This is a genomic window from Methylocaldum sp. MU1018, assembly GCF_053646775.1.
Window position 1 is genome coordinate 3,350,250 of the sequence record NZ_CM132195.1, and the last position, 13,156, is coordinate 3,363,405.

The 13,156-nt window shown below is 59.4% G+C and carries 13 protein-coding genes; 8 read left to right on the plus strand and 5 right to left on the minus strand.

The annotated features are described in order from the left end of the window. Window positions 1-501 precede the first annotated feature (501 nt). On the plus strand, window positions 502-825 hold the full coding sequence (locus tag ACWJKU_RS15315; protein WP_454143580.1) for a hypothetical protein: 324 nt from the start codon (window positions 502-504) through the stop codon (window positions 823-825). Between the two features lie 66 nt (window positions 826-891). Here ACWJKU_RS15315 and glk read toward each other — a convergent pair whose 3' ends face one another. The 4 genes from glk to ACWJKU_RS15335 form a co-directional block, all read right to left on the minus strand. After that, window positions 892-1,890, minus strand: a complete 999-nt coding sequence (gene glk, locus ACWJKU_RS15320) for a glucokinase (protein WP_454143581.1) — start codon at window positions 1,888-1,890, stop codon at window positions 892-894. A 62-nt stretch (window positions 1,891-1,952) separates the two neighbouring features. Continuing rightward, complete coding sequence (locus ACWJKU_RS15325) at window positions 1,953-2,405, minus strand: DUF411 domain-containing protein (RefSeq protein ID WP_454143583.1); 453 nt, start codon at window positions 2,403-2,405, stop codon at window positions 1,953-1,955. A 14-nt stretch (window positions 2,406-2,419) separates the two neighbouring features. Further along, a complete protein-coding gene (locus tag ACWJKU_RS15330; RefSeq protein WP_454143585.1) occupies window positions 2,420-2,821 on the minus strand; it encodes a secondary thiamine-phosphate synthase enzyme YjbQ in 402 nt (133 codons plus the stop codon). Window positions 2,822-2,959: 138 nt separating this feature from the next. Next, entirely contained in the window at window positions 2,960-3,127 is a 168-nt protein-coding gene (locus tag ACWJKU_RS15335) for a hypothetical protein (protein ID WP_454143587.1), read from the minus strand. A 328-nt stretch (window positions 3,128-3,455) separates the two neighbouring features. Between ACWJKU_RS15335 and ACWJKU_RS15340 the strand changes: the two genes are divergently transcribed. The 4 genes from ACWJKU_RS15340 (at window position 3,456) to ACWJKU_RS15355 (ending at window position 8,039) form a co-directional block, all read left to right on the plus strand. Further along, window positions 3,456-5,201: a proline--tRNA ligase gene (locus ACWJKU_RS15340; protein WP_454143589.1), complete on the plus strand. Its 1,746-nt coding sequence runs from the start codon at window positions 3,456-3,458 to the stop codon at window positions 5,199-5,201. 234 nt (window positions 5,202-5,435) lie between these two features. Beyond that, window positions 5,436-6,632 carry a succinyldiaminopimelate transaminase gene (gene dapC, locus ACWJKU_RS15345; RefSeq protein WP_454143591.1) on the plus strand — a complete coding sequence of 399 codons (1,197 nt, stop codon included), beginning with the start codon at window positions 5,436-5,438 and terminating at the stop codon, window positions 6,630-6,632. 16 nt (window positions 6,633-6,648) lie between these two features. Further along, on the plus strand, window positions 6,649-7,464 hold the full coding sequence (gene dapD / locus ACWJKU_RS15350; protein ID WP_454143593.1) for a 2,3,4,5-tetrahydropyridine-2,6-dicarboxylate N-succinyltransferase: 816 nt from the start codon (window positions 6,649-6,651) through the stop codon (window positions 7,462-7,464). A gap of 170 nt (window positions 7,465-7,634) precedes the next feature. Then, window positions 7,635-8,039: a hypothetical protein gene (locus ACWJKU_RS15355; protein WP_454143595.1), complete on the plus strand. Its 405-nt coding sequence runs from the start codon at window positions 7,635-7,637 to the stop codon at window positions 8,037-8,039. A gap of 105 nt (window positions 8,040-8,144) precedes the next feature. Here ACWJKU_RS15355 and ACWJKU_RS15360 read toward each other — a convergent pair whose 3' ends face one another. Then, on the minus strand, window positions 8,145-9,518 hold the full coding sequence (locus ACWJKU_RS15360; protein ID WP_454143597.1) for an AMP-binding protein: 1,374 nt from the start codon (window positions 9,516-9,518) through the stop codon (window positions 8,145-8,147). 304 nt (window positions 9,519-9,822) lie between these two features. Here ACWJKU_RS15360 and ACWJKU_RS15365 point away from each other — a divergent pair, with 304 nt between their 5' ends. The 3 genes from ACWJKU_RS15365 to ACWJKU_RS15375 all read left to right on the plus strand — a co-directional run bounded on the left by ACWJKU_RS15365 (window position 9,823) and on the right by ACWJKU_RS15375 (window position 13,145). Next, entirely contained in the window at window positions 9,823-10,329 is a 507-nt protein-coding gene (locus tag ACWJKU_RS15365) for a DUF3015 family protein (RefSeq protein WP_454143599.1), read from the plus strand. A gap of 55 nt (window positions 10,330-10,384) precedes the next feature. After that, window positions 10,385-12,265, plus strand: coding sequence for an Lnb N-terminal periplasmic domain-containing protein (locus ACWJKU_RS15370; RefSeq protein ID WP_454143601.1), 1,881 nt, complete (start codon window positions 10,385-10,387; stop codon window positions 12,263-12,265). Window positions 12,266-12,335: 70 nt separating this feature from the next. Next, window positions 12,336-13,145 (plus strand): alpha/beta hydrolase, encoded by an 810-nt coding sequence (locus ACWJKU_RS15375; protein ID WP_454143603.1) that lies wholly within the window; start codon window positions 12,336-12,338, stop codon window positions 13,143-13,145. Window positions 13,146-13,156: the final 11 nt, after the last annotated feature.

Sequence of the window (13,156 nt, forward strand, 5' to 3'; positions counted from 1 at the left end):
GCGCGAAGCATGGACCGCGGATCGACCGAGCCGCACGCATGGCTAAGAGATTAAACTTCCGATTTCCGAAGGGCAATCCTATATGGAGTTGCCATGCGATCGGGCGGGTTGGGGAGATCCGAAAATAGCGGCCATAACGATCATTCCGCAGCGGGAACGGGCGGACGAACTCGCCAAATCCGGCATGAGGGACGGCGGCCACCGCCCCTCGTGCCGATGATCCCGGCTGCGCGCCGTCGCGTCATTCGAGGAACCGAAACATTCCGGTTGCCGACCGCTCAGCGGCCCTGCTCGACAATCGGCTTAACGCATTCCCGGCGCCACGGGCACTCGAATTCCTGGCACTCCATGCGATTGTCGGACAAAAAACATGCAGCTTTGCCTCTGGCTCGCTGGATGGCCCATACCAGTTGCTTTTCCGTTCGGAAACAGTCCAGGTCCCGGAACCCCTCGTTACGGGCCAAATCCAAAAGCTCCGCGGCATTAATCATCAATCTCTCCTTGGTTCAGATGCATCAAAAAAAACAGCGCGGTTCCGCGCCCCGGCCTTCCTTGAGTCCAAATTCACGGTTTTATCGAAAGCGCTCGATTCTCCTTTTTGGCTTGTGCAAAACATTCTTCGCGCCACAGACAGCCGTGCTGATCGCAGGCAGCGTCGCGAGCCGTGCCGAAACAGTCGAAATTTCCTTCGACGATCTGGATTTTTCTGATGAGATCCCGCTTGCTCAAACGGCCCGGAACCAAGCCCATACGTTTGGCTATTTCGCGAACTTGATCGACACGCATCATGAACTTCCTCCGGAAATCGGCTCAAATCAAATCTGAGCGGTGAATGTGATAATGGCATTACAAGGATCGCGCCGGCCGCAAGAAAATTCGGCCGGCGGACGATCAAGGTGTTTCAAGCAACATGCGCGCCGCATAATCGGCCGCCCCCATCAGCCCCGTATGGGAATTCAACGCAACGCGGACCGGGATGGCGGCGAGAACTTTGGACAGCCGGCCTTTGCTGCAGAAGCCTTGCAGGAAAGAACCGTCCTGTAGCGCGGGCAGGATCTTCGGGGCGATGCCGCCGCCCACCAGAACGCCTCCCGTGGCGAAGCATTTCAGCGCCAGGTTGCCGGCCTCCGCGCCAAAAATGCGCGCGAACAGGCCCAGGGCTTCCCGACACAGCGCATCTCCCTCATGCAGCGCCCGCATGCTGATTTCCCGCGCCGGATCGTCCGCCATGCATATCGCGGCGGCCAATTCCGGCGGTTCGGGCGCATGGCCAATGTCGCGCAAATATTCGTAGACATTGACGAGCCCCGGCCCCGACAAGATCCGCTCATAACTCGCATGGCCGCCGAATTTGTTACGGAGATAAACGAGCAAGCCGTCTTCCAATGCATCGTTGGGCGCAAAATCCGCGTGGCCGCCCTCGGTAGCGAGCGCATGATAGAGACGGCCATCCCAGTACAATATGGCCTCGCCGAGCCCTGTGCCGGCGGCGATGACCGCCCGGTTGCCCGTTGCGGGCGCCGCGCGGGGGTTCAGATCGACCCATTCGTCGCCCTCCAGCCGGAGCAAGCCCAAGGCCATCGCCTGAAGATCGTTCAACAACCTTACCCCAGGAATGCCCAGAAGGTCCGACAGACGCCTTTCCTCGATCAACCAGGGCAGGTTGGTGGTATGACAGCATCCGTCGACGACGGGACCGGCCACTCCGAAGCACGCGGCGTCCAATGGCTCGTTCCGGCCGCGCAAGAAATCCTCGACGACCGCCTCGAACGAGCCATATCCCGCACTTGGATAAGTCTCCTCCCTCACGAGGACGGGCCGTCCTTTCGTCTCGTCCTCATACAGGGCCAGGATCGTTTTCGTCCCTCCCACATCGCCCGCTAGCAGCATGACGGCTCGCCCTTCTCCAGCCCTGGGGTGAAATCAGTAAAACCGGTATTCCTGAAACGTGCTCACGCCCCCCTTCTTGTCGAAGAGCAGCACGGCGAAAGGATCTTTTTCCCGCCCATCTCCATGCCGGGCGCACCCGCCGGCATGCCGGGAACAGCAAGCCCCAGCGCCTCGGGCTTGGTTTGCAGCAGTTTCTGCACGTCCGCGGCCGGAACATGGCCCTCGATCAGGTAACCGCCGACCAGTGCGGTATGGCAGGATTGCAGTTTCTCCGGCACGCCGAGCTCTTTCTTGATCTTGTCCATATCGTTGGATTTGATATCGCGCACGGCAAATCCATGCATTTTCATGTGCTCCAGCCATTTCCCGCAGCAGCCGCACGAGGGACTGCGGTAGACCGTCATTTCCACCGGTTTTTCCAGGACCGGCACACCCTTGTCCCACACGCTCTCCTCGGCTTGAACCGAAAACGCCGACAGAAATACCGTTATTAGCGTCAAACGTAAAAATTTCATTGATTACTCCAAGGTTAAAACGTTTCCCCGTTCAGAGTGGCGATCACCGAGCGCGAGCCGCCTTGGTCGCGGTGCTCGCCCAGGTAGATGCCCTGCCAGGTGCCCAACAATAATCGCCCATCGCCGGCGGGAACGGTTACTCCGGACCCGATCAAACAGGATTTGATGTGGGCCGGCATATCGTCCGCTCCTTCGAGGGTATGGGTGTAATGGGCCGAGCCGTCGGGCGCCAGACTCCTCAGATGAGTTTCCAGGTCGCGCCGAACGCTCGGATCGGCATTCTCGTTGAGGACCAGCGACGCCGAGGTATGTTGAATGAAAAAATGGACCATGCCCACGCGGATTTTTTTCAGTTCGGGCAAAAACCCCAGCAGTTCTTCGGTGATGAGATGGAAACCGCGCGGCCGCGGTTTCAAAGCGATTCTTTTTTGCAGCCACATGAGATTATGAGTATAGGACCTTAGATTTCGTGAATCGTCATTATCGAAGCACCATAGCCAATCCGCCGCGTAGCGTAAATACGCGTTTTCCTGACTTGATCGAGATCCGATCCGTTACGGCAGGTTCGCGAGCGGCTCAAACACTTTCACCGCCGTAGACCTGAATCCGCCCCAAACGTTCATCCCCGGTTCCAAGCCGAGATCTTGCAGCGACTCAAGGGTGTTATGGGCGTGCAGTTTGCCGACGGTCATCCTTGCCCGCCCCGCTTCTTCCGCGATCATGACGATGCGCCCCCGAAACGAGTCGCGGAGACCGGCGCCGAGCCGCGCCGCGGCAAACGAAATCCGGAGCGATGTCCGGACGATTTGTAAACCTCGGGATCGAACTGAAAAATCGACCGGAGAGCGGCGAGAAAAGGATCGACGAAGTCATCCACAAGGAGACATCGGGAGCGGCGGAGTCGAATTTTGCGAAAGCGGGGAAGGATAAGCAAGTTTTCCGTTCATCCGGTTCGAAACGCGGACTGCGCGCCTCAATCTTCGCTGACGGGCGGCCGCCGCTGACGATACAATAGATTTACTTTTTATCCGGACGTATCGACCATCCACCATGCGCACTAGCCAATTTCCGCTCAATACCCTCAAAGAAACCCCGGCCGATGCCGAGATCGTCAGCCATAAACTGATGCTGCGCGCCGGCCTGATCCGCAAGCTCGCCGCCGGCCTCTACACCTGGCTCCCTTTGGGACTGCGCGTACTTCGCAAGGTGGAAAACGTCGTCCGCGAGGAAATGGACCGCAGCGGCGCATTGGAAGTGCTCATGCCCGCGGTGCAGCCCGCGGAGCTTTGGCAGGAATCGGGCCGCTGGGATGTGTTCGGCCCCGAGCTTTGCCGGTTCAAGGATCGGCACGAGCGGGATTTCTGCCTGGGGCCCACCCACGAGGAAATCATCACCGATCTGGTCCGCAACGAGATCAAAAGCTACAAGCAACTCCCGGTCAACTTTTACCAGATTCAAACGAAATTCCGGGATGAAATCCGCCCCCGGTTCGGCGTCATGCGGGCGCGCGAGTTCCTGATGAAGGACGCCTACTCGTTCCATCTCGACAAGGACTCCTTGCAGGAAACCTACGACCGGATGCATGAGGCTTACTCCCGCATCTTCGAACGGCTGGGCCTGCAATTCCGCGCCGTGCTGGCCGATACCGGCGCGATCGGCGGCAGCATGTCGCACGAGTTCCACGTGCTGGCCGATTCCGGCGAGGACGCCATCGCCTTTTCCGACCAGAGCGATTATGCCGCCAACGTCGAGATGGCCGAGGCCGTTGCCCCCGCCGCGGCGCGCGCGCCGGCGAGCCGCCGCATGGAAAAGGTCGCGACGCCCGGCAGGACCAGCATTGCCGAAGTAGCGGAATTTCTGAACGTCCCGGCCGAAAAGATCGTCAAAGCCATCGCCGTGATGATCGGCAAGCGCGACCTCGATAGGGAATGGGAAGAGTTCTGCCTCTTGCTGCTTCGGGGCGATCATGAGCTCAACGAAGTCAAAGCCGGAAAGATCCTCGGTCGTTTCCGTTTCGCCACCGACGATGAAATCGAGCAACATATGGGCTGCCGGGCGGGTTATATCGGCCCGGTCCAAACGCCTGGAACGAAAGGAGCCATAAACGTCGTTGCCGACCGCGCTGTTCCGGCGATGAGCGATTTCGTTTGCGGCGCCAACGAGAAAGGATTCCATCTGACCGGCGTCAACTGGGATCGGGACCAACCGGCGCCACAGCATGTGTACGACCTCCGTAAGGTGACGGAAGGCGATCCCAGCCCGGACGGCCGAGGAAATCTCCGCATCGCCCGTGGCATCGAAGTGGGGCATATCTTCCAGCTCGGCTCCAAATACAGCGAGGCCATGCAGACCACCGTGCTGAACGAAGAGGGAAAAAGCCAGATACTCAGCATGGGCTGCTACGGCATCGGCGTGTCGCGCGTAGTCGCTGCCGCCATCGAACAGAACCACGACGAACGCGGCATCGTTTGGCCTGAAGCGCTCGCGCCGTTCCAGGTCGCTCTGGTGCCCATCAACATGCAGACTTCGGAACGGCTGACGGAAACCGCCGAGCATCTGTACCGCTCGCTTCGGAACGAAGGCATCGAAGTCCTGTTCGACGACCGGAAGGCCCGCCCCGGCGTCATGTTCGCCGACTTGGAACTGATCGGCATTCCGCATCGGGTGGTCGTCAGCGAGCGTTTGCTCGAGTCGAACCAGGCGGAATACAAGGGTCGACGGGACGCCGAAGCGATTCAAATTCCGCTGGAGGAAGTCGTGCCGTTCCTCCGGGCGCGGCTAAACGGCATCGGTTAGTCGCAGCCGCGGCCGGCGCCCGGACTCGGAGGCGCCGGCCGCGGTTTGCGCGCTCCAGCCGGGCAAGTTGGAACCTCCTCCATATCCCCTTATACTATGCCCCGCTTTTGAGAGCGTATTTTAAGAGCTACTGTGCAGCCCGAGGGCTGCGCGCGCGGCGCCAGGCCGCTCGCTACGCTCCTAGACACGCGCTCAGCGGTAAGGCGCTGAACTTTGGAACCTGACAGTCCCTGCATGAATCCTCATCTGCAAAAACTACAGCCCTACCCCTTCGAAAAGCTGTCGAAGCTCAAGCAAGGAATCACTCCGCCGGACGACAAACCTCATATCGCGCTATCGATAGGCGAGCCGAAACATCCGACGCCTCATTTCATTGCCGAAAGCTTGATCGCCCATCTCCACGGACTGGCCAACTATCCGGCCAGCAAGGGGCTTTTGGATCTGCGTCGGGCCATAGCGGACTGGCTGTCGCGCCGGTTTTCCCTGCCACCGGAAAGCGTGGACCCGGAACGCCACGTACTGCCCTGCAACGGCACCCGCGAGGCGTTGTTCTCGTTCGCCCAATGCGTCGTCGATGCCTCGACGCGGCCGCTGGTGCTGATGCCGAACCCGTTCTACCAGATCTACGAAGGGGCGGCCCTGCTGGCCGGCGCGGAACCCTATTTTCTCAATACGACGCGGGAAACCGGTTATCTGCCCGACATCGAGTCGGTGCCGGACAAGGTTTGGGAGCGTTGCCAGCTCATTTACGTTTGCTCCCCCGGTAATCCCACCGGTTCCGTCATCGGCGCCGAGACGCACGGAAAGCTCATAAATCTGTCGGACCGCTACGGTTTCATCATCGCCTCGGACGAATGTTATTCCGAGCTATACGCCGACGAATCGGCTCCGCCGCCCGGCCTGCTGCAATCCGCCCATGCCCTGGGCAATACCGAGTTCAAGCGCTGCGTCGTATTCCACAGCCTTTCGAAACGCTCCAACGCGCCGGGGCTCAGGTCCGGCTTCGTCGCCGGAGATGCCGAGATCATCAAGCAGTATCAACTGTATCGCACCTATCACGGTTGCGCGCTCCCGCTGCCGGTGCAGCACGCGAGCATCAGAGCCTGGCGGGACGAAAAGCATGTCGCGGAAAATCGCGCGGCATACCGGCAGAAGTTCTCCGCGGTATACGCAGTCTTGAAGGATATGCTGGATCTGTCGCTGCCGCCGGCCGGCTTCTATCTCTGGCCCGACATACAGCGCGATGACCGGCAATTCGCGCGGGATCTTTACGCCCGGCAAAACCTGACCGTGCTACCCGGCAGTTTTCTGTCCCGCGAAGCACACGGGGTCAATCCCGGCCTAAATCATGTCAGGATGGCCTTGGTGGCTCCTCTGGAAGAATGCGTGGAGGCCGCCCACCGTACTCGAGAGTTCATTCAATCCTTGTAAATCGAAAAGTAAAGCCATGTCCTTAGAAAACATCATTAACGAAGCCTTTGAAGACCGAGCCCACCTCACCCCCTCCTCGACCAGCAACGAGATTCGGACAGCCGTTCTGGAAGCCCTGGCGCTGCTCGACAGCGGACGAGCCCGGGTCGCCGAAAAGAAAAGCGGGGACTGGGTCGTCAATCAATGGCTCAAGAAAGCCGTATTGCTGTCTTTCCGCATCGCCGACAATCGGATCATGGAAGGCGGCGAGACCAAATATTTCGACAAGGTCGAACCGAAATTCGGCGGTTTCGGACCGGAACACTTCGCCGCGATGGGCGCCCGCGTGGTGCCGCCGGCGACCGTCCGGCGCGGCGCCTACATCGGCCCCGGCGTCGTGCTGATGCCGTCATTCGTCAACATCGGCGCTTACGTCGATTCCGGCACGATGGTCGACACCTGGGCAACCGTCGGGTCCTGCGCCCAGATCGGCAAGAACGTGCACCTGTCCGGCGGCGTCGGCATCGGCGGCGTACTGGAGCCCTTGCAGGCCGCGCCCACCATCATCGAGGACAACTGCTTCATCGGCGCGCGCTCGGAGATCGTCGAAGGGGTGATCGTCGAGGAAGGCTCGGTCATCTCCATGGGCGTGTACATCGGCCAGAGCACCAAGATCTACAACCGCATGACCGGCGAGATCAGTTATGGACGCGTGCCGGCCGGCTCGGTAGTGGTCCCCGGAAACCTCCCCGCGAAAGACGGCAGCCACAGCCTTTACTGCGCGGTCATCATCAAGCAGGTGGACGAAAAAACCCGCAGCAAAGTCGGCATCAACGAACTGCTGCGCGATTAATCGAGCTGCGACTAGAGCCTTTCATCTCGCGTTAACGGCATTCCGTGTGGAATGCGTGTGAGTATGTAGCAGGGGCGACTCAAGTCGCCCTACATTGCCCCTGCGTCCGTATTGAAAACGCTCTAGGCAAACCCGACCAGGAAAGTTCAATTACAACAAAGAGGTACATTATGAAGAAAAGCCTGTTCCTGAGTTTCGCCCTGCTGGTTTCCACGAGCGCCTTCGCCGCCACGGACCACTACGTCCTGCACGAGGGCAATCACGTTCATCATCTCAAGATCAACAAAGTCGGCGAAGACATCAAAGTAAGCATGGATGTCGATTTCGAGCCCACCGGTTCGGCCGAGGAAGGTCAAAAACCGTGCTCCGCCGAAGTTTCGGGCGAAGCCAAGGCCGTCAGCGAAAACGAAATCGTGCTGAAAAAACAGGCCGAAGGCGAAGCTCACTACTGCTCGCTGAAGATATTGCTGTCCGACGATGGCGCCAAGGTCGAACAATCGCCGGATTGCAAGTATTTCGTCGCGGGGATCTGCCACTTCGACAGCGACGGGAAGGAACTGATCAAGGTTAAATAACCGGCTTGCCCGGCTCCGCAATCGCAAAGCCCCGCCGAATCGAGCGGGGCCTTTTGTGTCCGAAGCATGCCGGCCTTCGCCAAGCGCCGGCGAAAAACGGCGCGCTCACATCATCGCCAATTTCTCCGCCAGCTCGGTCAACACCTGTCGAGGCAACTTGCCCGTCTCCGAGCGAGGCAATTCGTCCAGCAGATACAGCCGGCGGGGCAGAAAAACCGGATCGAGACGCGCCTGCAATTCTGCGAGCAGTTGTTCTTTGGTCTTGCCCGGAGCCACGGCGAACGCGATCAGGCGGACGATCCCTTCCGGGCCGCTCGGCAAGAAAAAAACACCATCGCGGACCCCCTCGATCTCGGTCAACACATGATTCAGGGTGCCGAGCGAGGTGCGCTTTCCGGCGATATTCACCAGATCCGCGCTGCGCCCCAATAGCCTGAACCGTCCGGAGTCACAGCATTCGATCAAATCGCTCAGCACGATGGCGGCGGGCAGATGATCGGCATCCACCCAGGATTCTTCGGCCTTTCGTTGGAAGCGCACACCTTCGAACGCTCGCCAGATATCGCCGCGGCTCGTGCGACGGGAAGCGATGGAGCCGGCTTCCGTGCAGCCGTAAATCTCCAGCACGCGCGTTCGAAACAGGCTTTCTGCCTTGGCGGCCAGGTCTTGGGAAAGCGGTGCCGTGGCGGACACGATGAATTCGATATCCGGCAAGGCTTCCCCGGCCTCGATGAGAGCCCGAATGTGCACCGGCGTTGTTACGAGAATCCGGGATTTTGGGCAATTTTCCAGAGCCGAGCCGATATCGGCCGGAAAAAAGGGCTTGCCGGAGTGCAACGCCACTCCGCTAAAACGGAGCGGCAGAAGGATACTGGTTTCGATGCCGTACATATGCTGGGGCGGCACCGTGGCGACGACGGCAACCGGCCGCTCCGGCTCCAAACCGAGGCCAGCACCGATCAATTTCGCGCTTTCGCAAAAGGTCCGCCAGGTCTTGACGTGAGGTTGCGATCGGCCGGTGCTGCCGGAGGTAAAGGCGATCGCCGCGATTTGATCTCCCGGTATCTCCGGGATGCAGGCTTCCGGAGACACCGGACTCGGTCGGCGATCATAATGGACGATCATGTCCAGTGCCTCCGGAGCGTCCGGGCCATCGACCAAGCCGTAAAGCGACGGATACTGCTCCGCCAGTTGCTGCAAAATCCTGGGCGCCCGGCTCGGCGGCAGCAGATTGATTTGTCCTTTGAGCAAAGCCGCGGCGAAAGCCACCAGAAACCGGTAACGGTTCTCGCATAGATTGACCATATAGAGGCGATCGGGAAGATGCGCCGCCAGACTCACGACCTCTTGGAGAAACTCGCCCGAAGTTATGGAATGACCGTTATCGATGGCGATGACCCGCGTGTCGCTGAAACGATTTATCAACGGATAGCGGGATCTAAAGGGTATGGCGGGTGCGGCCTTGTTCGGGTGCGTCATGAATGGCCTTTTGGCACGGATGTCGTTGTTTCTGGACGAATATAGCGCAAAAACTATACGCAAAGCGCCAGGGTATTTAAAGCGAGCCGCGCTTTCTTGGCATACGAGCGCAACGCTTCGGGAAATGCCCTCCGGCGTTTCAAATTACGGTTGCGACAAATCCGGCAAAATCGTGCGCGAGACTGAAACCGCACCGAATTGGGTCGATTCCGCCGATAAAGTTACAAATTTCGACACAATCTGATATTTCTGATATTAAGGGGATGATGTCGACCTCAGTTCAACAACCTCAAGGAGAATTCCAATGAAAAAGATCATAGCGGGTGGTTTGTTGTTAATCGGCCCCGTCCTGGCCCACTCGGCACCGCCGCCGCAGGGCATCGGCCCCGCAGGAGACGGAGCAGGAGGTTGCGGCTGGGGTTCTTTGCTGTTCGACGGCAACAGCGGCGTCGGCGCCCATGTGCTCGCCGTCACCACCAACGGCAGCTTCGGCAATAACACTTTCGGCCTATCGTCGGGCACCAACGGCTGCAACGCCAACCAGACGATTCGTTATAAGGGCGGTCGCGTCTACATCGGCGCCAACATGACCAAATTAGCCGAGGACATGTCCCGCGGAAACGGCGAAACGCTCGCCGGGCTTTCCGAAGTCATGGGCATCGCCAAAGAAGACCGGCCGGCTTTCTACGCGCTGGTCAAAAAGCATTTTGCCGTCATTTATCCCCGCGACTCCGTAACCAGCGACGAAGTGATGGACGCCTTGATCGTCGTGATGAAATCCGACTCCGCTCTGTCGAAGTACGCCGGCTGATTTCTGCCTTGCGAGGCGCTCCCCGAATCGCGAAGCGCCTCTCCTTTCTTCCGCCGTGAAAGCATTACTGCGGCTGACTGCCGCTCTGCTACTTCAGGCAGCCGTTCTCGATGCATCCGGATCGGAACATCCCGCGACGCTGCTTCGCCGGGCACAAGCGATGCGACTGCACGACGACCCCGCCTGGCTGGCCTTGGGCCACTACCGGCGCACCCTCCTGGGAGATTGGGCAAGCGATGCGGACGACCCGGCCTTTTTTCTCGCCGAAACCGGCGCGCACGATCCTGAAGCCGAATTATCCGCCACGGTTCTTGCCTACTTCGTGCCGGGGAGCGGCGATCGTCACCCTAGATGCCGATTTCCCGCGCGTTACCATTGGCTGAAGAGCCAGCTCGACTTCGGCGCTTCGACACTGTCGGATCTCGACTGCAAAGCCTTTTCGGAGTGGGCGGAAACATTGAAGGCTCATTCGGTCAGCCTGATCTTCCCCGCCTCGTATCTCAACAGCCCGTCGTCCATGTTCGGGCATACCTTTCTGCGCCTGGACCGGGAAAACCAGGATGAAGATGCGCGCCTGCTCGCCTATACGATCAATTACGCCGCCGACGTGAACGTGGCGGACAACGAACTGTTCTACGCTTATCGAGGGATATTCGGCGGTTACCCGGGCGTGATATCGGTACGGCCGTTTTATGAAAAAGTCCAGGAATACAGCGATTTCGAAAATCGCGACATCTGGGAATACACCCTCAACCTCACGCCTGAGGAAACGGCGCAACTGGTCCGTCATGTCTGGGAAATCCGGCCCATCCGCTTCGACTATTACTTTATCGGAGAAAACTGCTCCTATCGTATCCTGAGCCTCCTGGATATCGTGCGTCCGGCGCTTGCTCTGCGAGAGAAATTTCCTCATCGCGCCATTCCCTCGGACACCGTCCGCGCCATCGTCGATGCGGGCCTGGTCAAAGACGTGAGTTACCGCCCCTCCGCGGCCACAGTGCTGAACGAGCATGCCCGCCAGTTTGCAGCGCACCAGCGCCGCCTGGCCGAACAGCTTGCAGACGGAAAAATAGCCCCGGACAGCGATATCATCAAATTGCGCTCCGCCGCCGAACGGGCCGCCCTATTGGAAGCCGCATACGAATCCCTGCGTTACCGCACATTGGCCGACAAATTGCCGCGAGACAGTGTCGCCAGGTTGAGTCACAAGCTCCTGCTGGCTCGCAGCCGGATCGATGCCCCTTCACCGTTGAAACCGCCGGAGCGCCCCGCAACCCGGGATGATGAAGGCCACAGGCCCTGGCGCGCCGACCTCGGCTTCGGTTTTTTCGATCGCACGGCATTCGGCACCTTCCGGCTGCGCTCCGCCTATCACGATCTGACCGATCCTGCAGCCGGCTACCGGCTTGGAGCCCAAATCAAATTTCTCGACGGCAGTTTCCGGTACTACGAGGACGACAGATTCCGGGTCGAGGCCGTGGACGTGATCAATATCGCATCGTTAACGCCGCGCACGGAGTTCATTCAGCCCTTGTCCTGGTCCGTTGGACTCGGCGCCCGGCGAAAATTGCTCAAAACCGAACGTCCGCTGGTCGGTTATCTGGAGGGCGGCGCGGGCTTGAGTTATGGAATCGGCGACGGAATGATCTTCGGCCTGATGAACGCCACGCTGGAGGCCGGCGAAGCGATTGGAACGGGCGTCGATATCGGACTCGGCCCCCGAATCGGCTGGTTGTATCAAGGTCTGGGCGGGCAAGGACTCCTGGACTTCCGGATCGATTGCTATCTCGCCGACGATTATTGCGCTGGCGGCCTGCACTTGGACCATACGGTTAATTTGGGGCGGGATTACTCGCTGAACCTGCGCCTCGGACGAGAACGGGGAGAACACGCTTATGCGAATGAACTTCTTTTGTCGGTGCGTCGATATTTCTAAGATTCCGGGTCGTACCTTCATCCGGTTCTGATGGAGAATTGACGTGTCGCGCCTTTTCGGAAAGCTTTTTATGATTCCGCTTGCCCTTGGCCTTTCCGGATGCGCCGGTCTTCTATTTTATCCGGACCGAGCGATGCGGCTCACGCCGGACGACTTGGGCCTGAAATACGAAGATGTAAGTCTGGCCGCCTCCGACGGAACCAGACTGCACGGCTGGTTCTTGTTGGCTCAGGGCGAAGCCCGCGGAACGGTGTTTTTCCTCCACGGCAATGCCCAGAACATCAGCACCCACATCTATAACGTCGCCTGGCTGCCGGAAACGGGATATCAGGTGTTTCTGCTGGATTACCGCGGCTACGGTTTATCCGAAGGTTCGCCCGATCTGCCCGAGGTACTGACCGACGTGGCCGCAGGCTTTCGGTGGCTCGCGGGCGAACCTCGCGTAACGAAGAGCCCTCTGTTTCTGCTGGGCCAGAGTCTCGGCGCAGATTTGGCCGCCTATTTCGTCGGCGCCAATCCGCAGGCGCGCGATCGATTATCCGCGATCGTTCTGGACGCTCCCTTTGCCAGCTATCGAGAACTCGCCCGTGAAAAACTGGGCCAATTCCCGATCACATGGCCTCTCCAGTATCCGCTCTCCTGGCTGATGCCGGACAGTTACAGTCCGATCAACAACATTGCCGAGTTATCGCCGTTACCGCTGCTCGTCATTTGTAGCGGCACCGACGAAATCGTGCCGGCCCGTCACAGCATCGCGCTGTTCAAGGCGGCCGGCGAACCGAAATCGCTTTGGCTGACCCACGGACCGCATATCGCCACCTTCGTTGCGGAGAACAACCGCAAGCGCTTGCTCTCTTTTCTGAAAGAGCATGAACGTTGACTCGCAGAAGG

What these genes read in the sequence shown, in the direction of transcription:
- glk (WP_454143581.1), bottom strand. Translation starts at nt 1,890, where the DNA reads ATGCTGCTAGCGGGCGATGTGGGAGGGACGAAAACGATCCTGGCCCTG.
- ACWJKU_RS15325 (WP_454143583.1), bottom strand. Translation starts at nt 2,405, where the DNA reads ATGAAATTTTTACGTTTGACGCTAATAACGGTATTTCTGTCGGCGTTT.
- ACWJKU_RS15335 (WP_454143587.1), bottom strand. Translation starts at nt 3,127, where the DNA reads ATGATCGCGGAAGAAGCGGGGCGGGCAAGGATGACCGTCGGCAAACTG.
- ACWJKU_RS15340 (WP_454143589.1), top strand. Translation starts at nt 3,456, where the DNA reads ATGCGCACTAGCCAATTTCCGCTCAATACCCTCAAAGAAACCCCGGCC.
- dapC (WP_454143591.1), top strand. Translation starts at nt 5,436, where the DNA reads ATGAATCCTCATCTGCAAAAACTACAGCCCTACCCCTTCGAAAAGCTG.
- dapD (WP_454143593.1), top strand. Translation starts at nt 6,649, where the DNA reads ATGTCCTTAGAAAACATCATTAACGAAGCCTTTGAAGACCGAGCCCAC.
- ACWJKU_RS15355 (WP_454143595.1), top strand. Translation starts at nt 7,635, where the DNA reads ATGAAGAAAAGCCTGTTCCTGAGTTTCGCCCTGCTGGTTTCCACGAGC.
- ACWJKU_RS15360 (WP_454143597.1), bottom strand. Translation starts at nt 9,518, where the DNA reads ATGACGCACCCGAACAAGGCCGCACCCGCCATACCCTTTAGATCCCGC.
- ACWJKU_RS15365 (WP_454143599.1), top strand. Translation starts at nt 9,823, where the DNA reads ATGAAAAAGATCATAGCGGGTGGTTTGTTGTTAATCGGCCCCGTCCTG.
- ACWJKU_RS15375 (WP_454143603.1), top strand. Translation starts at nt 12,336, where the DNA reads ATGATTCCGCTTGCCCTTGGCCTTTCCGGATGCGCCGGTCTTCTATTT.